Genomic DNA, 24,242 nt, shown 5'->3' with positions numbered 1-24,242 from the left:
GTAAATATTTTAGAAACTTATTTTAACAAAATTGAATTCAAATGTCAAAAGAAAATTATTAAAAAATAAAGAAAAAGTAAATATTTTTAATCTATTTAAGTTCTTGCCAAGACATTCCTATACTTTTTGAGACCTTTAGAGGTACATTTAATTTATATATATTTTCCATTATATCTACAATATCTTTCGTTATTTTATCTACTTCTGATTCTTCTATTTCAAATATTAATTCATCATGGATTTGCAATAACATATTGATTTTATCGTTGTTTTTATACTTTTTATATATATCAATCATTGCTAGTTTTATTAAATCTGCTGCACTACCTTGAAAAAGTGTATTTACTGATTCTCTTAAAAAAGCAGCTTTCATCATAGCATTTGCAGAATCAAAATCAAAAACTCTTCTTCTACCTATTAAAGTCTCTACAAAACCATTTTCTAATGCTTTATTTTCAATAGATTTTAAATATTCTTTAACACTAACAAAGTTTTCAAAATAAGCATCAATATATTGTTTTGCTTCTTTTGCAGGTATTCCTAATGTATCTCCAAGTTTTCTACTACCCATTCCATAAAGTAATCCAAAGTTTATTGATTTGGCGATAGATCTTTTAGAATCAGCTAACTCTTCTCCAAATATTTTTACAGCTGTTTGTCTATGAATATCTTTATTTGCTTTAAATGCTTCAACTAAAGCTTCATCTTGAGAAAAATGTGCTAAAAGTCTTAATTCTATTTGTGAATAATCAATACCAACAAGCTTATATCCATCTTTAGGTATAAAGGCACTTCTAATTAGTCCCCCTGCTTCACTTCTAACAGGGATGTTTTGTAGGTTTGGATTTTTTGAACTTAATCTACCTGTTGCAGTTCCGGTTTGTAAAAATGATGTATAGATTCTATTTTTATCATCTTTTTTTGCTAAATTTAATAAGGGTTCAATATATGTAGATTGTAATTTATAAGATTCTCTGTAGTCTAATAATAAAGGAACAATCTCATGAGCATCTTTTAGTTTTTGAAGTACTACTTCGTTTGTACTATAACCACTTTTTGTTTTCTTAGATGGTGGAAGTTTTAATTCATCAAAAAGTAATGTACCTAATTGTTTAGGAGAATTGATATTAAACTCTCTTCCTGCTTTTTCATAAATTTTTGATGTTAATTCTTGAATATATATATTGCTTTTTTGTTTTAATTCTTTTAGTTTTTCAATATCAAGTTTTATTCCATTTTCTTCCATATTTTCTAAAACATAAATAAAATCAAATTCATAGTCATGAGCGATTTTTACCAAGTTTTCTGCTTGGATTTCTTTAAATTCTTCTAAAAGTTTAAAATAGATTTTATAAGTAAATAGTGCATCTTCAGCAGCATAATTACAAGCTTCATTTATATCTACATTAGAAAAATTTTCACCTTTTTTAACTACATCTTTAAAAGCTATCATAGTGTGGTCAAAATATTTTGAAGCTAAAGCATCAAGCCCTACTCTTTCACTACTGTTTAATAACCATGCTAAAATCATTGTATCTGCATAAAGTTTTAATTCAATATTTAGTTCATTTTTAATAATTGAAAAATCGTATTTGAAGTTTTGCAAAACTAATTTTTTAGTATTTAATTTGTTTATAGCTTCAGAAACAATTTCAAAAGAGATTTGTGCAGGTGCACCTAAATATTGGTGATTTATAGGGATATAATATGCTTTGTTATTCTCAAAACAAAATGAAAAACCTACCAATGAAGCATTTTTTGTATCTATATCTGTTGTTTCTGTATCAAAAGCAACAATTGTATCTTCAGGAATTGAATTTATAACTTCTAATAATTTTTTTTCATCATCTAAAAGTATATATTCATAATTTTCTACTTTTTTTTCAATTTTTATAGGAATATTAGTTTTATAATTTAAACCCTCTTTATTTACTCTATCAATGATTCTATTTAAATCATATTCCAATAAAATATCAGCAATCCTTAATATTGGATTTTCTTTTGGTAATTGATATGTTTCTATCTCATCAATACAATGACAATCTGTATTTAATGTTACTAATTGTTTTGAGATATAAGCCATCTCTTTACCTTCAGTTAAAAGATTTTTCCATCTTGTCTTTTCTATATTTTCAAGATTTTCATAAATCTTATCTAAAGAACCATATTCTTTAATCAATGCTTCTGCAGTTTTTGCACCTACACCCTTTACTCCAGGCACATTATCAGCACTATCACCTAAAAGTGATTGATAATCTATAAACTGTGAAGGTCTCACCCCATATTTTTCAAAACACTTATCTTCATTAACTATACTTTTTTTAATTGGATCAAATAGATATATTTTATTATCATCAATTAATTGATATAAATCTTTATCGTGTGACACAATTCTAACTTCTAAATCTTTTTCTCTTGCATCATGTGCAATTGAAGCAATAATATCATCAGCTTCAAATCCTGTTTTCATAGCTGTTTGAAATCCCATTTTTTCTATCCACTCAATTGCAATTGGTAATTGTTTTAATAAATCTTCAGGTACATCAGGTCTATGAGCCTTATATTGGTCATAAATCTCATTTCTAAAAGTATCACCTTTTGCATCAAGAGCAAATACTAAATAATCTGTTTGAAAATCTTTTCCTATGTTTGAAACAAAATTCATAAATCCAGTTAAAAGACCTGTAGGAAATCCACTCTTTGATTTTAATGGTGGTAAAGCAAAATAACTTCTAAATAAAAAGCCAAAAGTATCAATAATTGTAATAGTTTTTTTCATTAATATCTTCTTTCATATGGTTGTTTAAAGATTTTATAATATAATAATATCACTTAAAAACAAGGTTTTGTATTGTCTTTAGAAGATATTGAAAAATTAAAAAGAAACAACAAAGAGTTGCAAGAAATTATTAATAACTCATGGGATGGAATAGGTATAATTGATAAATCAACAAAATTGATCTATGTTAATAATGCCTTTATGCCAATTCTTGGATTTAATAAAGATGAATTAATAAATACAAAACTTATAAATTATATGAAAAGCGAATTTATAAACCCTTTTTTGGAGTTATTAAATGTCGATACTTCTCAAAGTAAAAAATACAAAGCAGAAATAGATTTAGTATGTATAAGAAAAGATAAAGAGAAGGTTTATCTTAAAATTACAATCTCAACAATGTTAAATAAATCTTTGTTTGTAATAAATACAAAAGATATTACATCACAAGTTTCAGACGATGAAATTTTAGATGATTATGTAGTTTCGATGCATATTGATTTACATGGTTACATTACAAAGGTTAGTAATGCATTTTTAAAACTTTTTGGATATAAAAAAGATGATATCATAAACACCCCATATAAAAAACTTTTAGATGAAAATACTGATAAGATTATATTTGAAAACATTGATAAGACTTTAGAAGCACAACAAGAGTTTAGTGGGAAAATTAAAGCTTTAAAATATAATAATGATTCATTTTTTATTAATATAAAAATCAAACCAATGTACAATAAATATGGAGATGTTACCGGTTATACTTCTTTGATATTTGATATATCAAATCAACTTGATCTAAAAGATGAAGCAATAATTTTAGAACAAGAGATTCTTAATGCAAAAAAAGAGATTATTGAAAAAAATAATATTTTAAAAAACCAATCAAAACTATTGATTATTACAGAAACTTTACAAAAATTATCACATGAATGGAGACAACCTCTAAATCTTATTTCAGTACAAGCACAAAAATTAGAACTTGATTACTCTATGGGAATTAATCCTAATCAAGATGATGCCATAAAATCTTTAGATAAAATAAAAAATGAAGCAGACAAGTTATCTAAAACTATTGAGAACTTTCAACATTTTATAAAAAATAATTCAAAAGAAACTATTACAAATGCAGAAAAAATAATAAATACTGTTCTAAGAAGAATTGATATAGATAAAAATATTAATATAAATACAAAACTTGATAAAGATTTTGAATTTTCAACATTTGAAGAAGAATTAATAACTGTACTTACAAATATATTAATAAATTCTAATGAACAATATAAAAGAAAAAGTAAAAATAATGCAAAAATAGAAATCCTACAATACCATAATGAGGATAAAATTATATTTGAAATAAAAGATAATTTGGGTGGTATTTCAGAAGATATACTACATAAAATTTTTGAACCATACTTCTCAACAAAAGAGAAAAAGCATGGTGTAGGATTAGGACTATACATAAGTAAATTAATTGTTAATTTACAATTGCAAGGTGTTATTACAGTAACAAATGACAAGGATGGAATTTTAGTTAAAATTTCTATACCAATAAATTAAGGATTTTATATGATTATTATACCTGCACGACTTAATTCTAGCAGATTTGAAAATAAAATATTAGTAGATATTTTAGGTTTACCAATGGTAATAAAAACTGCAAAGCAAGTTAGTGATTTAGATGAAGTAGTTATAGCAACAGACTCACAAGAAGTTATTAAATTAGCACAAGAACATGGATTTAAAGCCGTATTAACTTCAAGTGAGCACCAAAGTGGTACAGACAGAATAAATGAAGCAGCAAATATTTTGAATTTAGCTGAGGATGATATTATTATAAATGTGCAAGCAGATGAGCCATTTATAGAAACTAGTGTAATTGAAAAAGTTATAAATAGAGTTAAGCGTGTAAAAGAGAATAAAGAAGATATAATGATTGTAAGTTGTTATAAATCAATTAGTTCAGAGTTAGCAGATGACCCAAATCATGTTAAAGTAATTTTAGATGAACACTTAAATGCTATCTATTTTTCAAGAGCAAAAATACCATATCATAGAGACCACTATGAAAACTCTTCTTATAATGGACACTTGGGAATTTATGGTTTTACTAAAAAATCATTAAATAATTTTTGTAAGTTATCTACATCTAAATTAGAAAAAATAGAAAAATTAGAACAATTAAGAGCCTTGGATAATGGTAAAAATATAGCAATGGTAAAAGTTGAATCGAAGTCATTTGGTATTGATACTGAACAAGATTTAAGAAATGCTTTAAAAATTTTTGTAAATTAAATAATTTATGATACAATAATATCTTATATTTTTTTAAAGGTATATATTAGTATGAATAAAGAGATTTTAAAAGACATTAATGTTTTATATGTAGAAGATGAAGATGAAGTTCGTGAATTTACAAGTAAAACAATTAGTAGTATAGTAAATCAGGTTGTTGTTGCTAAAGACGGTAAAGAAGGACTTGAAAAATATTATGAAAATAGTCAATTAAATCTTATTTTAACAGATATAAATATGCCAAGAATGGGTGGACTTGAGATGTGTAATATTATTAGGGAAAAAGATAAAGAGATCCCTATTGTTATAACAAGCGCACATAGTGACCCAAATTTTTTAAAAGAAGCAATTGATGTAAAAGTTAGTTCTTATGCTATGAAACCAATTGATTTATATCATTTAATTGATAGTATGATAAAAGCAGTTGAACCAATATTTTTAAGAAAAAGATTAGAAAAAATCACAAAAAACCTTGAAGATAAAGGTGGAAGAAGTAACAAAACAAACTAAACTTCTTCTTGATGCTCAAGATAATATTGTCTTTTTAACAAATTTTTCAAAGATAGTTGAAGTTAATAAAAAGTTTTTAGAGTTTTTTAATGTTTCCTCTTATGAAGATTTTTTAAGTACAAAAAAATCAATTGTTAGTCAGTTTAAAGAGGATAAGAGGTTTTTTAATAAAGCTATAGTTGATACAGATAGTCATTGGATTTTAGAGATTCAAAAACTAACTGAAGCTGATAGGGTTGTTAAAATGGAAAATAAAGATGGTGAAGATAGAATTTTTACAGTTACTATTGATGATTATGAAAATAAAAAAGAGCATTTTGTTATATCATTAACTGATATCACATCATTAAAAGAAAAATCAAACCTTTTGGAATATCAAGCTAGCCATGATCAATTAACTGGTTTATTTAATAGACAAAAATTTAATGATATATTTTTAAAAGAGATAAAAAGAGATAAAAGATATGATAATGCTTTATCTATTATAGTTTTTGATATAGACAACTTTGTAGATCTAAATAATGAATTTACAAAAGAAACATGTGATAATGTATTAAAAGATATTGCACAAATTATAATTAATAGTGTTAGAGAACATGATATTGTCGTAAGATGGGCAACAGAAAAATTTTTAATATTACTTCCACAAACAAAAGTTCCTGGGGCAAATAAAGTTGCTCAAAAAATTTTAGAGAGTATTCAAGAACATAAGTTTTCAAATATATCAAAAGAGATTACTACAAGTTTTGGTATATCAAAACTACAAGAAGAAGATAATGATATATCTATTTTAAAAAGAGTTGAAGAAGCTTTAGCAAAAGCTAAAAATGAAGGGATAAATAGGATAGTTTGTAATTAAAAATTAAAACTTTCTCCTAAATAGTGTTCCCTTACACTTCCATCACTTTTAATTTCATCTGCATTACCAGACGCAAGTAAAGCTCCATTTTTCATAACATAAGCTCTATCACATATTTCAAGGGTTTCTCTTACATTATGATCTGTAATTAGTACCCCTATCCCAATTTTGGTTAATTCATGAATAATCTCTTGAATATCTTTAACTGCAATTGGATCAACTCCAGCAAAGGGTTCATCAAGAAGTAAAAATTTAGGTTTAGATACCAAAGCTCTTGCTATTTCAGTTCTTCTTCTCTCCCCTCCTGACAAAGACACACCTTTTCTTTGTCTAATTGGTTCAATATTAAATACTTCAAGTAACTCTTCCACTCTTTTATGTTGTTCTTTTTTATCTTTTGTAACTATTTGTGCTGCTAACATTAGATTGTCTTCTACAGATAAATCTTTAAAAATAGAAGACTCTTGGGGTAAATATCCTATCCCTTTTAAAGCTCTTTTATGTAATGGCAAAGATGTGATATTCTCTTCATCAAAATATATTTTACCAGCGCTTGGAATTATTAGCCCACAAACCGTATAAAATGTAGTTGTTTTACCTGCACCATTTGGTCCTAAAAGTCCAACAATTTCTCCTGAATTAACCTCTAAAGATATTCCATGCAAAATTTGTGTTTTTTTAATACTTTTTTTTATATCTTCTACTCTTAATTTACTCATTTATTGTATATAACCTTTTATTATCTCTTTTTTCAATATTTAGGACAATGATATTAAATCCATATGAGTTTAATATCTCTTCTAACTTCTCATCACCCCACTCTACAAAGTGCACGCCCTCTTTTTCAAATTCTTCAAGTAATCCTAAAGATATAAATTCTTCTAAAGTTTTATTATAAACATCATAATGAAATATATTTTCACTATATATAGATTGTAAAGAAAATGTTGGTGACGTAACAAGTTCATCTACATCAAGAGACTTAACAAAATTTTTAACAAATGTAGTTTTACCACTAGCTAAATCTCCTCGCAGAATTACCACACAATTAAAATCTAAAACTTCTAATTTCTCTTTTAATTTTTTTACAATTTTATCAATCTCATTTAATTCTAGTAAAAAAGTCAAATTCTAAACCAACTGTGATGATATTTTTATTAATTCTTCAAGCTTTTCTTTCGCTTTATTATTATTAATTGTATCTTTGGCAATTTCAATTCCCTCTTTTATGTCTCTTGCTTTATTATCAACAACTAAAGCTGCAGCTGTATTTAAAAGTACAATATCTAGTTTTGCACCCTTTGTTACTCCAGTTAAAATATCATATGTAATTTTTGCATTTTCTTTACCATCACCACCAACAATCTCATCTTTAGGAGCTAATTTTAGTCCATACTCTTGTGGGTCAATAACAAAATCTTCTATTTTTCCATTATCTAACAATGTTGCATAAGATATATCTGATATTGATATTTCGTCCATGCCATCATTTGATGATACAACCATTGATTTTTTAGCTTCTAACATATCTAAAGCTGTTGCAATTTTATTAATATATGATTTATCAAATACACCAATTAATTGTTTTGAAACTGAAGCAGGATTTGATAAAGGACCTAAGATATTAAAAATAGTTCTATGTGGAATTGATTTTCTAATTGGCATAATGTATTTCATTGCTGGATGGTGATTTTGTGCAAACATAAAACAAAAACCAGTCTCTTCTAACATTTTTACAGAATTTTCAATTGAAAGATTTAAATTAATACCTAATGCTTCTAGCATATCAGCACTTCCAGATTTACTTGTTATACTTCTATTTCCATGCTTTGCCACAAAACAACCAGCTGCAGCTAATAGTATTGATACTGTACTTGAAATATTAAAACTATAACTTTTATCTCCACCCGTTCCTACTACATCAATAGCTTTAGATTTTAAATCATAATGTATTGGAAGAGGAATCATATGATCTCGCATTGCACTTGCTGCTGCAGCTATTTCTGCTGCTGTTTCTCCTCTTTCATATAATTCAATTAAATATTCTCTAACTTCCTCTTCTGGTAATTTGTTTTCAAATATATCATCAAATTTTAATTTAGCCATATTAAACATTTTTTATCCTTGCATCACTTCAACATATTCTGACATTTTAGATTTAGGTGTAGATTTAGTAACTGGTATTTGAAGAACTTTAAACTTATCTGTTCTCTCAAGATATCTAATCTCTATAATATCCCCTATTTTAACCTCTTTTGCTTTTTTAACTGGAAGATTGTTTATGAAAACAACTTTATGTTCTAACATATCTTCAGCAACAGCCCTTCTTTTTGTAATATTTACTGCATTTAAAAATTTATCTATTCTCATGGCTTAGATTATATCTAATTTTTATTAAAAACTTTTTTGTTTATTAAAATATTACTTGTAAAGAAAAATATTCATATTTAATTCATTTAATAGTTTATTTTTGATAAAATATGCGCTTAAAATCGATTATCATAGGAATTTTATTATGAGTAAAAAAGAAGTAAAAAAAGTTGTATTAGCTTATAGTGGTGGGCTTGATACTTCAACTATTTTAAAATGGCTTCAAGATGAATATAATGCAGAAGTTATTACATTCACTGCTGATTTAGGACAAGGTGAAGAGGTTGAGCCAGCACGTGCAAAAGCTTTAGCTTGTGGTATTAAACCAGAAAATATTTTTATACTAGATATTAAAGAAGAATTTGTTAAAGATTATGTTTTTCCAATGTTCCGTGCAAATGCAATATATGAAGGAGAATATCTTCTTGGTACATCTATTGCAAGACCTTTAATTGCAAAAAAACAAATTGAAATTGCAAATAAAATGGGTGCAGATGCTGTATCTCATGGTGCAACAGGTAAAGGTAATGACCAAGTAAGATTTGAACTTGGATATTTAGGACTAAAGCCTGATATTACAGTTATTGCCCCTTGGAGAGAGTGGGATTTAAATTCAAGAGAAAAACTACTTGCCTATGCAAAAAAACATGGTATTGAGATTGATAAAAAACACCTTGATGCAGATGGTAACCCAGCAATTAGTCCATACTCTATGGATGCAAATCTTTTACACATCTCTTATGAAGGATTACATTTAGAAAATCCAAATAATGAGCCAGAAGATTCAATGTGGTTATGGACAAACTCTCCTGAAGAAGCTCCAGATGAAGCTGAATATATTACAATTGGATATAAAAATGGAGATCCAATTTCAATAAATGGTGAAGAGTTGTCACCTGCAACTTTACTTAAAAAGTTAAATGACTATGGTAATAAACATGGTATAGGAAGAGTTGATATTGTTGAAAACAGATATGTTGGTATGAAAGCTAGAGGATGTTATGAAACTCCAGGTGGTACAATTATGCTAAAAGCTCATAGAGCAATTGAATCTATTTGTTTAGATAGAGAAGAAGCTCACTTGAAAGATGAATTAATGCCAAAATACGCAAAACTTATCTATCAAGGATACTGGTTTTCTCCTGAAAGAGAGATGCTTCAAGCAGCAATTGATAAAACTCAAGAAAATGTTGAAGGTACTGTTAGACTTAAACTTTATAAAGGTAATGTTACTGTAGTTGGTAGAGAATCATCAAAATCTCTTTACTCAGAAGCTCACTCAACATTTGAAGAAGATGAAGTTTATAATCAAAAAGATGCAGAAGGATTTATTAGATTAAATGCATTAAGATTTATTATTGCAGGACAAAAACAAAAATAGATTACATTCTGTATAATTTTTATAGAAAATGGTTATTTAATGACCATTTTCTGTCTCCATATTGTATCAAAAGCCTAGTATAATAATTCTAATCGATATATTAATGCTTTTGCTTATCAAATTCTATTAAATATAAGATTTCTATATTCTATTATTATGGAAAATTTTATGAACTACTTAAAAGACTTAGAAAAAATTATCAATATAAACTCTTATACCCAAAATAAAAATGGTGTTGATGAAGTTGGAAATATTATGAGCTCATGGCTAACACCTTTAGGTTTTCAAATGACTACTTTTAAAAGAGAACTAATCGGTGATCACTTATTATTTAAAACTACAAAAAAAGAAGGGAAAAAAATACTTCTTTTAGGACACAATGATACTGTTTTTCCTCAAGGATATTTTGAAAGCTTTAAAGAGGATGACGAATGGGTTTATGGCCCTGGTGTTTGTGATATGAAAGGTGGCAACATTGTAGCTTTACAAGCTTTAAGAAATATCTATGAAAAAAACAAAGAGATTATTAATATAGATTTCTTATTAGTATCAGATGAAGAAACAGGAAGTGATGATTCAAAAGAAGTTACCTCTTCAATCGCAAAGGATTATGATTATTGTTTTGTATTTGAAGCTGCAGGGGCTAATTTAGAATTAGTTACAGCAAGAAAAGGGGTAGGAAGATATATTATAAAAATTGAAGGAAAAGCAAGTCATGCTGGAACTTCGTATAAAAAAGGCATAAATGCTAATTTAGAAGGTGCTATAAAACTACAAAAATATCATGAACTAATCAATTTTGAAGAGGGAACTATCATTAATGTTGGAAAAATAGAAGGTGGTATTGGTATCAATACTGTATCTCCACACTGTGAACTTATGATGGAGTTTAGGTTTGATAAAAAAGAGGAAGAAACAAGAATCATAAATGAAGTAGAAAAAATTACATCTATTTCTTATGTAGAAGGTACAAAATCTCATGCTGATGGTATTATACAGCGTGGAGTAATGGAAGAAAATGAGAAACAATTAGAACTAATAAGTTTTTTTGAAAAATTAACTAAACAAAAAATATTAACAGAAAGAAGAGGTGGTGTAAGTGATGCAAACATCGTTTCGAGTTGCGGTACCACAACTTTAGATGGTTTTGGACCTTTTGGGGATGGAGACCATACTATAAATGAAAGAGCACTAAAAAGTTCTTTTGAGCAACGAATTTCAATGATGACAAAAATATTAGACTACTATCAAAAAAATTAAAAACTAAATTTACATAGGGGATAAAATGGAAAGAAAAAAGATTGGTATGTGGTTATACCAAAATGGTGGTGGAGATAAGATACAAGAGAAAATAATTACATTATTAGATAAAAAAGGGATTGATGTTATTCCAAATATCAATTTAAGAGATGCGATTGCCAAAAATGGTCATATAATTTGGAATGATATTAAATTAGATAAATTAGATCTTTTCTTCTCTTATAACGCAGGGGAACAAACACAATATCAAATGTATTTGTATAAAGCATTAAATAAAATTATTCCAATGATAAATACTTATGAATCATTTGAACTTACTGAAGATAAATTTCATACTTCTTTCTTGCTAAGAAGAAATAAAATACAAACAGCAGATTACAAATTATGCCATAGAGATGACACTCATCAATTAAAAGCAATTATAAAAAAATGGGATAAGATGGTATATAAACCAACTGATGGTTGGGGTGGAGTTGGATTAACTAAAATTGAAAATGAAGAAACACTTGATGTCTTACTGCCATTTTTAAATCAAATGGATTTACGATATTTTTATGTTGAAAAATTTATTGATTATGATAACACAGATTTTAGAATAGATGTAGTTGATGGAAAATTTGTTGGTGGTTATGGAAGAAAAGCAGGTGGTAGTGATTGGAGAACAAATGTTACTAGTGGAGGTAGTGTTTTTAAAAGAGAGATTCCTGAAAGTGTAATCAAATTGGCACTCAAAGCTGTTAAAGTTACTGGCCTTGACATTGGTGGAGTTGATATAATTTATGACAGAAAAAAAGAAGAATATGTAGTACTTGAAGTAAATGGTATCCCTGCATTTATAACACCAGAACAAGAAAAAATTGGTATTGACTATAATGATAAAAAAATTGAATTAATTGTTGATTTAATAGATAAAAAAATAAATAAAAAATAAAGGAAAATGTATATGAAGAATTTGCCAAAATTAGGTTTTTTATATCTTGATTATGTTTTAAGATTTTTTGACCATTCTAATTTTAAAGGTTGGCCTGACAAAATTGAATCTGTTACTTATCATTGGAAAAATGATAAAGATAGGTTTGTTAAAGAGGTTAAAAAGAAAAAGATTGATATCTTAATCGGTAATATTCCTGCTACAGCATATGATACATTTGTTGAGATATCAAAAGAGCTTCCCAATGTTAGATTTGTACCATCTTTAGAAACACAATTTTCAAATAAATCTAAAGAGAATGTTACATTATTTTGTAAAAAATATGCTTTATCAATTCCAAAAACAAAAATATTTTATGATAAAGAAAAAGGTTTTAATTATCTAAAAAACAAAGCAAAATATCCTCAAATAATAAAAAGATCATATGGTCCATCAAATTATGGTGGATATTTTGTACATAAAGCTGATAATTATAAAGAAGCTAAAAAACTACTAGAAAAAGAGAAATATAATCCAATTTATACTCAAGATGCTATTGATTTAAAATATTCAGGTGATATCAGAGTTATGTTAGTAGGACATAAACCTGTGTGTGCGTTTTGGAGATTTTCAGGCGATGGTGAATGGATTACAAATACTTCTCAGGGTGGTTCAATGTCATATGATAATATTCCAATGAATGCACTTGAATTAGCTGTTGAAGCAAGTAAGGCTGCTAAAGCAGAGTATTGGGCTTGTGATATTGCCATTGATGCTAAAACAGATAAGGCATATATTTTAGAGTGTGCTACTGCATTTGCAGCTTTTCCTTATATTCGAGATTGGATTTGTCAATATTTGATGTGGGATTTTTCTAATGGAAAATATTCTATGCCACATATTCCTCTATTTTCTTGGGAAGAGCTAGGGAAAATTGATTCATCATTGTTAAGAACAATGAGGCATATTGGCTTTAGTAAATATAAACCATCTTGTGATGGAACATGGTATTTAAATGAACCAAAAGATAGTTTTGATATGGAAAAAGCTAAGTTGAGTACTCCAAATGATGTACCAGAATCAATTGCACCTGATAAATTGCCTATTAAAAAAGATTTAAATAAGGAACCAAAAAAGAATGAACTTATAATCCAAAAAATAAACTTTAATAGTGCATCTTTAACTGATATAATGACTCTTCATGGGATGGAAGAGAATCTTGCCATCGAGATACATGAATATACAAAAGAGAACATTATTACAGACTCAAGTGATTTATTAGAATTAGAATCAATAGATGAACAAATATTAAAAACTTGGAATGACAACCTTGATGACATGAGAGTAGATATAAATGATGCTGATGAGTCTGTATTAAAGAAAATAAAAGGTATCGGTGCTAAACTTGCAAAAATTATTTTAGAATATAGAGAAAAAACAAAAGGTTTTAATTCTATTGATGAACTAAAAGATATAGATGGTATTGGTAAAAATAAACTTGTTCAATTAAAATCAAGACTTAAAGTAGGAGAATAATATTTGAAGCAGCTATATCGCTCATATGAAGAATCAACAGATATTTTTAAAGAGTATCAAAAAAAATTCCCTAATAATTTCAAAATAGAATCGATTGGAGAAACATGGGAAAAAAGAGAGATAAATCTTATTACTATTTCAGGAGATATAAACACAGCAGATGAAAAACCTGCACTCTTTTATACTGGGACTATTCATGCTAGAGAATGGATAGGACATGAATTAGCAATAGAGTTTACAAAATATATTTTAGAAAATATTCAGCATGACCCAACATTACAAAAATATTTAAAAAAATCAACTATTTATATGGTTCCATGTGTAAATCCAGATGGGTATGAATATTCAAGAACACATTTTTCTTTTTGGAGAAAAAATAGAAGAGTTAATGCAGATGGTTCATATGGAGTAGATTTAAATAGAAACTTTCCAATAGGATATGTGAAATCAACATCTACTACTTCAAATGTTTATGGGGGTCCAGAACCCTTTAGTGAACCAGAAACAAAAGCATTGAGAGATTTTGTAGAAACTCATGAAAATATTACTATAGCATTAGATTATCACTCACAAGGAAATGTGTTTTTCCCAGCACATGATTTTAGACATGAAGATACTGTTGATACTACAGATATGAATATTTTATGTGCAAATATGGCTGAAGAGATTAGAAAAATTTCTGGTAGAGAATATGGTATTCATCAAGGAAAACCACCAATAAAACTTATATCTGGCAGCGGTAGAGAGTTTTATCACTCAAAAGGTATTATCTCTACGGTTGTAGAGGTTGGAACTAGAAATATATCTGATTATATGAATGATATGGATGAAAATATTAGAGAACATATACCAGCTTTATTGCTTGCTTTAAAAGAAACACGAAATTATTCTAAAAAGAACTCATTAAAAAGAGTTAACTCTTTTGAAATTACAGAAATAGGTTCTAATCATGTTAATTTAAAATGGGATTATCAAACCCACGAAGATATATTTTTTGAAATATATAGGGCAAAAAGAAATAAATATTTTTGTAAAACTTCAAACTTGATAGCTAGAACACAAGCTTTAGAGTTTACAGATATAAATCTAGAAACAAATAAAGATTATTTTTATAACATAAGGGTTGTAAATAAAAAAACATTTGAAAAATCGCCATTTTATCCACAAATTAGTTTAAGAACAGATCCAGAATATGATGAGTTTAGTAGAACTTATTATGCAACTGCAAAAGAAACAGGATATGTAGCAGAAAATTTAAATGATAATGCAAAACATTTTGGAATCAACTCATTATTTGTTGGAGTAGATGAAAATAAAGGTGTATCATATGCTATTGTTACAGTTAGTTTGCAATCACTAGCAGAGAACACAATCATAAAAAATGCATCATTTAATTTATATCCTATAAATAGAGTTTCAACAACAATAGAAAAATATGGTGAATGGAATGTGGGTATTGTAAATCAAGATACAATGGGTAATATTACAAATTTTGATGATGTAGATAATATGGAAATTGTTAAATATGTAGGTAGACCTACTCAATCCCACCAATTAACACAAGGTATTTGGCGAACATGGGAATTTTCAGGTATTGAATGTAAAGCCCTTCAAGATGTATTTGAAAGATATGGGAAAGTTGTTTTTAGAGTAGAAGGACCAAAAGAGTTAATTATTGGTAGAACTAGACAGATGATGCAGTGGGATATTGGTTATGGTAAATTTGGTTATGGTTTACCTTTTAGACCCAGATTAGAAATAACATATACAGTAAAACCAAATATTATTGAACTTTATCCAAAAGCTGTTTATACAGTATCAAAAGATGATGTAGTAGAAGATGAAGTTAGTGCAGGTTTTGATAATGAAGGGAAAAAGATTTATTCAACATTTGAGTTTAATCTTTCTTCTCTTCCAAGTTTTGATTATACTATGATTACTAAAGCGTACTTTGAATTAAACTCAAAAAATATTTATATAAAAGATGATATTAGGTTTCATTTAGAGTTCGTTGATGAAAATATTGATAAAGATTACAATGGTATTACAAATAGAGAGATAATTCAAACAATAGGATATGATGTTAGTGCAGCAGAATTAAAAAACAACCAAACACAATATTTTCCTTTTGATAGTTATTCTGAAATTAATTTAAATGAAAAACTAAAAGACAAATCAGATATTGCATTTGTTTTAAAACCAACTTCCTCACAAAAATTGATTAAAGATAAAAAAGTATCATGGGAAATAAAAAATCAAAACTTATCTCCTAAATTGATAATTGAATATATCCCAAAAAGAAGATATCCTATTGAAAAAGTAACTAATGCAAAACTTACAAAAGAAAATGGAAAATTAAAACTTACTTGGGATAATCCTAAAACCCCTGATTTAAAAGGTGTAAAAGTTATTAAAAATGCATTTAGAAAGCCCTACTCTACCCATGATGGTCAAAAACTTTATGCAGGAATGGATAATTATACTTTTGATGATTTTGGTGCAAAAGATATTGATAAGTATTATGCACTGTTTACTTATGATGAAGTTCCAAATTACTCAGAACCCGTAATTATTGAATATAAAGCAAATTAAGAGTTTACTCTTTTTTGCTTCTTGCAATTTTTAAATTCAAAAGCTATAATAATTTTTTTTAAATCAATAATAGGACTTAAAAATGTTAATGAAATTTAAAGAATTTTATCCAAAAGTAGATCCTACTGCTTGGGTTGCACACAGTGCTGATGTTATAGGGGATGTAGAGATAGGCGAAAACTCATCTGTTTGGTTTCAATGTGTAATTCGTTCAGATGTAAATAGTGTAAGAATTGGTAAGAATTCAAATATACAAGATTTATCAATGATACATACAGATGTTGATTCACAAACAATTATAGGAGATAACGTAACTATTGGGCATAAAGTTATGCTTCATGGCTGTAAAATAGAAAATAATTGTTTAATTGGCATGAGTGCAACAATCTTAGATAATGCGGTTATTGGTGAAGGTTCAATAGTTGGAGCTAATTCACTTGTTACTTCAGGTAAAGTATTTCCTCCAAAAAGTTTAATTATGGGAAGTCCTGCAAAAGTTGTTAAACAATTAACACAAGAAGATGTAAACAAACTTATAAAGCATGCACAACATTATGTTGAATACAAAAATGAGTATACTTAAGCATAAAGATTTTCTTTGTGCTTATACTATTTATTAGTACATACAAATTTTTTTTCATATACTCCTGTTCTATAATTTAACACAGTTTTATATTCATAAGTCATACCTTTATTTAAGCATTCTTCTTTTGTTATTTTTTCATTACTAGAACAAGCACAAAATAGTATAATACTAATAAATGATAACAAGATTGACTTTTTCATCTTTTTTACCTTTACATCACCTCTAATGATTTAAGACAATTATTTAATAACTCTTTTATATCAAAAGGTTTACTAATATAATCGCACGATTCAAATGCACAAGATTGATCAAATAGTTTAGGGTCATATGCTGATGTAACTATACAAGGCACGCTTGGATTTAATTGTTTAATATCTGATAACATAGTTATTCCATCTTTTTCTGGCATATATACATCAGTAATAATTAAATCAACTTTATTATTACTAAAAAGTTCTAAACCTTCTTGACCATCTTTTGCGACTAATACATTAAACACATAGTTTAAACATTTTTCCACATTTGATCTAATAACCCCTTCATCTTCTACATAAAGGACTGTAAAATCTTTAAAATCCATAATAGACTCCTTCTATATTAGAAGTATATTAAGCAATAGTATCAAAATAGTATTATTTTTAAAGAAATAGTATTATTTTAGATTAATTCTGTATCCAAAACCATAAACATTTTCAATATCAAGTTCTGGAACTTTTTTTCTAAGTCTAGAGATTATATTCTTTAAATTTGAAATATCGGGTGCAGTATTAGAATCATCTGCCCAAATAAAATTTAATATTTCATCTACAGTATGTGTCTTTTCACAGTATTTAAAAAGTATTTCTAGTAGTAATAATTCTTTTTTTGTTAACTTTACTGGCTCATTGTTTTTTAATAATTCATAAGAATCTTTATTCCAAGAAAGATTTTCATTTATTTTTAAAACAGGAGATATATCTTTTTGAATTGTATTATGTACTTCATAATACTCTTTTAATTTTGTATATAAAACATGAACAAAACTATCATATATTAGAGGTTTAGTTATAAAATGAGAAATCCCTATATTTACTAATTCTAAAAGATATTTAGTTTCACTATGAGCTGATAACACTATTAAAAGTTGTTCTTTATTCTCTTTGTATATTAGTTTAGATAACTCAATACCATCCATATTTGGCATTTTAATATCTGTTATAACTAAATCATAAAAAGATTCATTCTCTTGCTTAAATAGTAAATATTTTTCAATACCCTCTTTCCCATCTCTAGCTATATCAACATGATTGAAAATCAAACCTAAAAGTTCAGAGGTCTCTTTTATAATATTTTCATCATCTTCGACAAAAAGAACTTTTATATCTTTAGCATATTTTTCAAATAACACATAATCAACCATTTTAGCTCCAAAAAAGAATTAATAAATTATACTATAAAATAATTTATTTTATTAATAGGCAAAAAATGGAAAAGAGATTTTTTAAAGAGCTTCTAAACAATACAATTGAAGGTATATTAATTATTAAAGATGGTTTTATCGAAGATATAAACAATTCTATGTTAAATATTCTTGATTATAAAGATAAAGATGAAGTAGTAGGTAAGCTTGCTACAGGGATATTAATTCCAAATGTTCAAAAAAAATATTTAGAATACAATAATGAAATTTTTGAAGAGGTATCATTAGTTTCTAAAAATGCAAAAATTGTTCCTGCTATTATTAAAATAAAAGATATAGATTTTAAAAATGAAATCTATAAGTTAGTATTTATACAAAACCTAACAGAACTAAAAAAGAAAGAGATGTTATTGTTAGAGCAATCTAGAATGGCAGCCATGGGAGAGATGATATCAATGATTGCTCATCAATGGAGACAACCTTTATCCTCGATTGCTGCAGCTACATCAAACTTAAAGTTTAGAGTAAATTTAGAAAAATATGAAAAAGATGTTTTTAATAAGAAATTAACAGATATTGATAAATATCTAAATTATATGTCGACAACAATTGATGATTTTAGAAATTTTTTTAAAACCAAAAAAGAAAAAGAAGCAGTTAGTTTGGATGAAGTTATTGAAAACAGTTTAGAGATGATAGAAAAAGCTTTTGAGAATAACAATATTAAAATAATTAACAATAAAAAAAATCTTCCTAAAGTTTATATATTTAAAAATGAATTATTACAAGTAATATTAAATATTTTTAACAATTCAAAGGATGCTTTTAAAGAACAAAAAATAAAATCAAATGCACATGTTACAGTAGACTATAAAGATGAAGAATATTATCAAATTATCGAAATATCAGACAATGCAGGGGGGATAAGAGAAGAGATTATTGATAAAATCTTTGATCCATACTTTTCTACAAAAGATAAAAAGAATGGTACAGGTATTGGTTTATATATGTGTAAAATTATTCTTGAAAAACATTGTGATGGTCAAATAACAGCAAATAATATTCCAAATGGAGCATGTTTTAAAATTAAGATTGCAAAGTAACTATATAAACAAATTCTAACCAAAGTTTAGATATCCTAATTGCCTTTTAAAAGAATAAAAATTAGGTAGATAGATGAAAGTAGTAACAGGAGTAGTAGGTAACGATATACACGTCGTTGCAAATAGACTAATTGAACTATCACTACAAGCTAGAGGCTTTGAGGTATTTAACTTAGGAGTTAATACATATCTTGAGGAGTTTGTTGATGCAGTGATTGAAACAAATGCTGATATATTATTAATCTCATCATTAAATGGTGAGGCTGAGGGTTGGTGTAGAGAAGTAAAAGTTCTTAAAGCTAAGTATGGCTCTCTTCTAGATAATGTTGTTTTTATGATAGGTGGGAACCTTGTTGTTGGTACAGGGAATGCTGATGATATTGTGCCTAGATTTAAAAATTATGGTTTTGATTTAGTATTCCATCAAGTCGATTTAAATACTGGACTAGATCAATTAGAAAAATTTCTGGAAGAGAATAAAAAATGAGTTTACTACAAGAAGAAAGAAATATCATATTAAGTAATGAATATGTTGATAATTTTGACTTTGCAGAAGTAGAAGATTTTGTTAAAAATGCTTCAAAAGATCTTTTTATATCACACAACTTTAAAACCAAAAACAAAATGCTTGTACAACCAAGGGGTGGTTTTCCTACATACAATAAGATGTTTGCTCTTTATGAGTTTTTTGATAAAGCTAATGTAGATGTTTTACCATGTACAATTGATTCAAATACAAGACTTAATGATTATGCGACATCTGAAAAGATGCTTAGACTCAGTGAAGAGAGTGAAGTTGATATGTTAAATGGTTATCCACTAATTAACCATGGGTATAGAACAACAAGAAAAATGATGACTCATTTTAATAAACCAATCTCTTTAAGACATGGTACACCTGATGCAAGATTATTGATTGAAACAGCAATTGCTTCAGGAATTTTTGAGGTAGAGGGTGGTCCAATCACTTATCTTTTGCCCTACTCTAAAAACTTTCCATTAGACAAGGCATTTTTATATTGGAAATATGTAGAAAGAGTATGTGCAAACTATTCAAAACTAAATGAACCAATAAATAGAGAATCTTTTGGTCCTTTAACAGCAACATTAGTTCCACCTTGCATTACAATAGTAATTCAGCTTTTAGAGATGTTATTATCTCTTGAAGAGGGAGTAAAATCTTTCTCTGTATCATTTTCACAAAGTGGTTCAGTAAACCAAGATATAGTTATGGGAAATGTTATTAGAAAGCTAGCTAAATACTATGCCCAAGAGATTGATTGCGCAGATGCTCAAATACACTTAGTGTATCATCAATGGATGGGAGCTTTCCCTGAGGATCAAAACTATGCAACACAGTTAATTAGTATGAGTACAGCTATTGCTTCTATGGTTGGGGCAGATAAAATTATTACAAAAACAAAACAAGAGGCTTCAGGAATACCTACAAAAGAAGCAAATGCAGAAACTGTTGCAAATACACAGTACTTACTAAGAATTTTAAATGGTTTACCTAAAATTACAGATGAAGAGGAAGAGGAAAACTTAACAGCTGAAGTTATGGCAATAATGGAAGCAGTATTCAATGATAATGCTGATACCTTATGGAGAAAAGTATTTAACTCTATTAAAAATGGAATAATAGATGTACCTTTTTCACCTCATATTATTAATCATAATAATATGATAACTATTAGAGATAGAAATAAAAATATTAGAATCATAGATAGAGGAAAAGTTCCAATTCCTGATAAATGTTTTGAATATGAAAAATCTAAATGTGATTTAACAAAAGATACAACATCAATTGTTAATGATATTATTCATGATATAGGGATTATGCAATGAGTGAAATAAATGAAAAACTATTAATAGATGTAGGAAGTACATATTTTAAAGTTTGTACTCCTCAAAAAGTTGAACAACATTTTAGAGACTTTAATAAAGATATATTTGATGACTTAACTTATAAATGTGGTGAAACTATTCATAATTATCATAAAGATGATGTATTTATATGTTCATCTGCAAATGGTGGATTAAGTACTTTAATCATAGGTATTACTAACTCTTTTTCACTTAAATTTGCTACAAATATTGCTTTTAATTCTGGAATCAATATTATTGATACAGTTTTATACAAAGATATTGAAAAAACATCTGTTCCAAGTGATTTAATTGATGTTGTTATTCTTGTAGGGGGTATTGATTCTGTATCAAATATTTTTGATGAAAAACTTTTCTCTTATTTAGAAAAAATTAATTACTCAAATATAGTTTATGTTGGAAGTAAACAAGATAGCAGTTATCTGCAACAAAACATAGAGAACTTAGTTGTTTTACCAAATATTATAACTGATAGACTTCATGTTGAAGAGGAGTATTTAAAAGAGTATTTAACAAACCTTTACCAAGCTGATATTATGGGTAAAGATGATATTAAACATTTATATGAAATCACTTCAAACCAAATATACTCTACACCATATATTGTAAATAAAACTCTCCCTTTGGTTGGTACTAAATTTGCTGTTGCTAACCCATTTATTTTGATTGATATTGGTGGAGCTACAACAGATATTCACTATTCTAAAGATTTAGTTGATGAAAATATGGTAACCGAAAATGAATATGATAGATTAGTATTTAAAAAACTTGGAGTATATAAATCAAAAGAGTCTTTAATCTTTGCTGCAAAAAACAATGAGTTTGTATATGAACTTTTAGCTCATTTAAAAGTTACGGAAAATATTTTTAATGAAAACAGTGAAAAAGCGACAAGAATACTAATGCAACTTGCGATATTCTTAGTATTATGTAAGGTATCAACATATAGAAAAGCATATATAAATTTAAAACTTTTATCTTTAAATTCCATTGTTTTAACGGGTGGAATAACTAAAGTCTTAAAAAAAGAGGAGATAGAAGATATTGTATCATTCTTCTATCAAAAAATATTAAACTCAGGCCATAAACCAGCTGTTGTAATGGATTTAAATTATGATATCTGGACTTTGGGTATGAATAAAGGATAAATGATGTCAATTAATTGTATTAGAGCACTTATTGAAGATGCAAATTTATCTCATCCAGATAAAATTGCTATTAAACATGATGATAAGAGTATTACATATAAAGAGCTTTTTGCAAAAGTAAATCAAGTAGCCTTTTATCTAAATGAATTAGACCTTCCAAAAGGTAGTAGAGTTGGAATCTATTCTAAAAAAGGTATAGACCAAGTTATAGCAATACTTGCTATTCTATCTACCAATTATGTACTTGTACCACTTACAAGATTACTTAAAAGTGAACAAGTAGAATATATTATAAATGATTGTGATATTAGATGCATTATAACTGATAGAGTAAAACTTGAGTCTATAGAAGAGATTGCTTTTGATGGTCATATTATCTCTTATGAAACAACACATAAGGATATTCCTTCTTTTGAAGAGATATTTAAATACTACAATAAACCTTATACATATGAAGTAAATGGACATGATAATGCAGTTATTACTTATTCATTTGGCTTAACTGGTACACCAAAAGGAATTGTAATATCTCATAGAAATCTAATTGATAGTGCCAGAGTTGTATCACAATATCTAAATTTAGAAGAAGATGATGTATTATCTGGGGTATTAATTTTTAATCTAGATTATGGACTAAATCAAATCTTTTGTTCTTTATATAAAAGAGCAACCTTAGCTTTACATAGATTTATATTACCTGGAGATTTTTTCAATCATTTAATAAATGATAAAGTTACGGTTGTTGCACTTATGCCTGTAACTATTACATCAATGTTTGATGAAGATGAGCATAGACTTCCTAGTCCTGAACTTTTATCAAATATAAAAACTATGACCTCTTCTGGTGGAAATGTAACATCAAAAATGGTTCAAAAAGTTAAAAAATATTTTACAAATGTTGACTTTTATTCTATGCATGGATTAACAGAAGCTTTTAGATCAACTTATTTAGATCCTTCACAAATAAATATTAGACCAGAATCTATTGGAAAAGCTATTCCTGATGTTGAACTTTATGTTATAAATGAAGAAGGAAAAGAGTGTAAATCAAGAGAAGTTGGAGAACTTATTCATAGAGGTGGATATATCTACAAAGGTTTTTGGAATGCCCCTGAAGAAACTTCTCAAAGATTCAAATCAATACAAATATTAAAAGATGTAATTAACCTAGAGGGACAACTAAGAGATGAGATAGTTGTTGCAACAGGAGATTATGTTTATAAAGATGAAGAGGGGTATTTCTATTTTGTTTCTAGACGTGATGATATGATTAAAACTAGAGGTTTTAGAGTGAGTCCACTTGAAATAGAATCTGTAGTTAGAAAAAATCTACCAATGATTGAACAATGTGCAATCTTTTCTATTCCTAACTCTGAAATAGAAGAAGAGATTGTAATGGTATATAGTGCAAGAAGTGAAATCGCTCCAAAAGAGATAACTTTTGAATTAAAAAAACATTTAGCATCTTATATGATTCCAAGTAAAATCATTTATAAAAAATCACTTCCTTTAGTACCTAGCGATAGAAATAAAATCAATAAAGAAGAATTAAAAGCTGAACTTTTAGATAAAGTTAATTAAATTATAGTACAGTAAATTTTACTGTACATAATTTAAAAAAAATACA

Annotated in this window: 23 protein-coding genes; 15 read left to right on the top strand and 8 right to left on the bottom strand. The window is 27.2% G+C overall.

Annotated features, from left to right (window positions below):
- Nucleotides 1-91: 91 nt before the first annotated feature.
- Entirely contained in the window at nt 92-2,779 is a 2,688-nt protein-coding gene (gene polA, locus ACKU4C_RS06790; protein WP_321315571.1) for a DNA polymerase I, read from the bottom strand.
- 72 nt (nt 2,780-2,851) lie between these two features.
- Between polA and ACKU4C_RS06785 the strand changes: the two genes are divergently transcribed.
- Genes ACKU4C_RS06785 through ACKU4C_RS06770 form a run of 4 tightly spaced genes read left to right on the top strand, consistent with a single transcriptional unit; the run spans nt 2,852 to nt 6,443 of the window.
- Nucleotides 2,852-4,339: a PAS domain-containing sensor histidine kinase gene (locus ACKU4C_RS06785; RefSeq protein ID WP_321315569.1), complete on the top strand. Its 1,488-nt coding sequence runs from the start codon at nt 2,852-2,854 to the stop codon at nt 4,337-4,339.
- A gap of 9 nt (nt 4,340-4,348) precedes the next feature.
- Nucleotides 4,349-5,074, top strand: coding sequence for a 3-deoxy-manno-octulosonate cytidylyltransferase (gene kdsB / locus ACKU4C_RS06780; protein ID WP_321315567.1), 726 nt, complete (start codon nt 4,349-4,351; stop codon nt 5,072-5,074).
- Nucleotides 5,075-5,125: 51 nt separating this feature from the next.
- On the top strand, nt 5,126-5,584 hold the full coding sequence (locus ACKU4C_RS06775) for a response regulator (RefSeq protein ID WP_321315566.1): 459 nt from the start codon (nt 5,126-5,128) through the stop codon (nt 5,582-5,584).
- Nucleotides 5,559-6,443, top strand: a complete 885-nt coding sequence (locus ACKU4C_RS06770) for a GGDEF domain-containing protein (protein ID WP_321315564.1) — start codon at nt 5,559-5,561, stop codon at nt 6,441-6,443. Before ACKU4C_RS06775 ends, ACKU4C_RS06770 begins: the two co-directional genes overlap by 26 nt.
- Here ACKU4C_RS06770 and lptB read toward each other — a convergent pair.
- Genes lptB through ACKU4C_RS06750 form a run of 4 tightly spaced genes read right to left on the bottom strand, consistent with a single transcriptional unit; the run spans nt 6,440 to nt 8,813 of the window.
- On the bottom strand, nt 6,440-7,162 hold the full coding sequence (gene lptB / locus ACKU4C_RS06765; protein ID WP_320033966.1) for an LPS export ABC transporter ATP-binding protein: 723 nt from the start codon (nt 7,160-7,162) through the stop codon (nt 6,440-6,442). The two genes, ACKU4C_RS06770 and lptB, sit on opposite strands and share 4 nt — an antisense overlap.
- The gene (tsaE, locus tag ACKU4C_RS06760; RefSeq protein ID WP_321315561.1) at nt 7,155-7,571 is read right to left on the bottom strand and encodes a tRNA (adenosine(37)-N6)-threonylcarbamoyltransferase complex ATPase subunit type 1 TsaE; all 417 of its coding nucleotides are present in this window, start codon (nt 7,569-7,571) and stop codon (nt 7,155-7,157) included. Before tsaE ends, lptB begins: the two co-directional genes overlap by 8 nt.
- 3 nt (nt 7,572-7,574) lie before the next feature.
- Nucleotides 7,575-8,558: an anthranilate phosphoribosyltransferase gene (trpD, locus tag ACKU4C_RS06755; RefSeq protein ID WP_321315559.1), complete on the bottom strand. Its 984-nt coding sequence runs from the start codon at nt 8,556-8,558 to the stop codon at nt 7,575-7,577.
- 3 nt (nt 8,559-8,561) lie between these two features.
- Nucleotides 8,562-8,813 (bottom strand): S4 domain-containing protein, encoded by a 252-nt coding sequence (locus ACKU4C_RS06750; RefSeq protein ID WP_321315557.1) that lies wholly within the window; start codon nt 8,811-8,813, stop codon nt 8,562-8,564.
- Between the two features lie 145 nt (nt 8,814-8,958).
- On the opposite strand from ACKU4C_RS06750, the gene ACKU4C_RS06745 reads away from it, so the two are divergent.
- The 6 genes from ACKU4C_RS06745 to ACKU4C_RS06720 all read left to right on the top strand — a co-directional run bounded on the left by ACKU4C_RS06745 (nt 8,959) and on the right by ACKU4C_RS06720 (nt 17,075).
- The gene (locus ACKU4C_RS06745) at nt 8,959-10,194 is read left to right on the top strand and encodes an argininosuccinate synthase (protein WP_321315555.1); all 1,236 of its coding nucleotides are present in this window, start codon (nt 8,959-8,961) and stop codon (nt 10,192-10,194) included.
- A gap of 168 nt (nt 10,195-10,362) precedes the next feature.
- The gene (locus ACKU4C_RS06740) at nt 10,363-11,454 is read left to right on the top strand and encodes a M20 family metallopeptidase (protein ID WP_321315552.1); all 1,092 of its coding nucleotides are present in this window, start codon (nt 10,363-10,365) and stop codon (nt 11,452-11,454) included.
- A gap of 25 nt (nt 11,455-11,479) precedes the next feature.
- On the top strand, nt 11,480-12,385 hold the full coding sequence (locus tag ACKU4C_RS06735; RefSeq protein WP_321315550.1) for an ATP-grasp domain-containing protein: 906 nt from the start codon (nt 11,480-11,482) through the stop codon (nt 12,383-12,385).
- 12 nt (nt 12,386-12,397) lie between these two features.
- Nucleotides 12,398-13,900: a helix-hairpin-helix domain-containing protein gene (locus ACKU4C_RS06730; protein ID WP_321315548.1), complete on the top strand. Its 1,503-nt coding sequence runs from the start codon at nt 12,398-12,400 to the stop codon at nt 13,898-13,900.
- A gap of 3 nt (nt 13,901-13,903) precedes the next feature.
- A complete protein-coding gene (locus ACKU4C_RS06725; RefSeq protein ID WP_321315546.1) occupies nt 13,904-16,492 on the top strand; it encodes a M14 family zinc carboxypeptidase in 2,589 nt (862 codons plus the stop codon).
- 82 nt (nt 16,493-16,574) lie between these two features.
- A complete protein-coding gene (locus tag ACKU4C_RS06720) occupies nt 16,575-17,075 on the top strand; it encodes a gamma carbonic anhydrase family protein (RefSeq protein ID WP_321315545.1) in 501 nt (166 codons plus the stop codon).
- Nucleotides 17,076-17,101: 26 nt separating this feature from the next.
- Here the strand turns inward: ACKU4C_RS06720 and ACKU4C_RS06715 are convergent, their stop codons facing one another.
- From ACKU4C_RS06715 to ACKU4C_RS06705, 3 genes are all read right to left on the bottom strand, one after another.
- Nucleotides 17,102-17,278, bottom strand: coding sequence for a hypothetical protein (locus ACKU4C_RS06715; RefSeq protein WP_321315544.1), 177 nt, complete (start codon nt 17,276-17,278; stop codon nt 17,102-17,104).
- 11 nt (nt 17,279-17,289) lie between these two features.
- A complete protein-coding gene (locus ACKU4C_RS06710; protein ID WP_321315542.1) occupies nt 17,290-17,658 on the bottom strand; it encodes a response regulator in 369 nt (122 codons plus the stop codon).
- A gap of 72 nt (nt 17,659-17,730) precedes the next feature.
- The gene (locus ACKU4C_RS06705; RefSeq protein ID WP_321315540.1) at nt 17,731-18,477 is read right to left on the bottom strand and encodes a response regulator transcription factor; all 747 of its coding nucleotides are present in this window, start codon (nt 18,475-18,477) and stop codon (nt 17,731-17,733) included.
- A gap of 65 nt (nt 18,478-18,542) precedes the next feature.
- Here ACKU4C_RS06705 and ACKU4C_RS06700 point away from each other — a divergent pair, with 65 nt between their 5' ends.
- The 5 genes from ACKU4C_RS06700 to ACKU4C_RS06680 all read left to right on the top strand — a co-directional run bounded on the left by ACKU4C_RS06700 (nt 18,543) and on the right by ACKU4C_RS06680 (nt 24,196).
- Entirely contained in the window at nt 18,543-19,580 is a 1,038-nt protein-coding gene (locus ACKU4C_RS06700; protein ID WP_321315539.1) for a HAMP domain-containing sensor histidine kinase, read from the top strand.
- Nucleotides 19,581-19,653: 73 nt separating this feature from the next.
- On the top strand, nt 19,654-20,067 hold the full coding sequence (glmS, locus tag ACKU4C_RS06695; RefSeq protein WP_321315537.1) for a methylaspartate mutase subunit S: 414 nt from the start codon (nt 19,654-19,656) through the stop codon (nt 20,065-20,067).
- Entirely contained in the window at nt 20,064-21,428 is a 1,365-nt protein-coding gene (locus ACKU4C_RS06690; protein WP_321315535.1) for a methylaspartate mutase, read from the top strand. The genes glmS and ACKU4C_RS06690 overlap by 4 nt, the downstream gene beginning before the upstream one ends.
- Entirely contained in the window at nt 21,425-22,615 is a 1,191-nt protein-coding gene (locus tag ACKU4C_RS06685; protein WP_321315533.1) for a glutamate mutase L, read from the top strand. Before ACKU4C_RS06690 ends, ACKU4C_RS06685 begins: the two co-directional genes overlap by 4 nt.
- 3 nt (nt 22,616-22,618) lie before the next feature.
- Nucleotides 22,619-24,196: an AMP-binding protein gene (locus ACKU4C_RS06680; protein WP_321315532.1), complete on the top strand. Its 1,578-nt coding sequence runs from the start codon at nt 22,619-22,621 to the stop codon at nt 24,194-24,196.
- Nucleotides 24,197-24,242 lie beyond the last annotated feature (46 nt).

The organism is Halarcobacter sp. (assembly GCF_963676935.1).
In the GTDB taxonomy this organism is placed as follows: Bacteria; Campylobacterota; Campylobacteria; order Campylobacterales; family Arcobacteraceae; genus Halarcobacter.
Note: the sequence above shows the minus strand (reverse complement) of the source record. Positions and strands in the feature narration are given on the sequence as shown.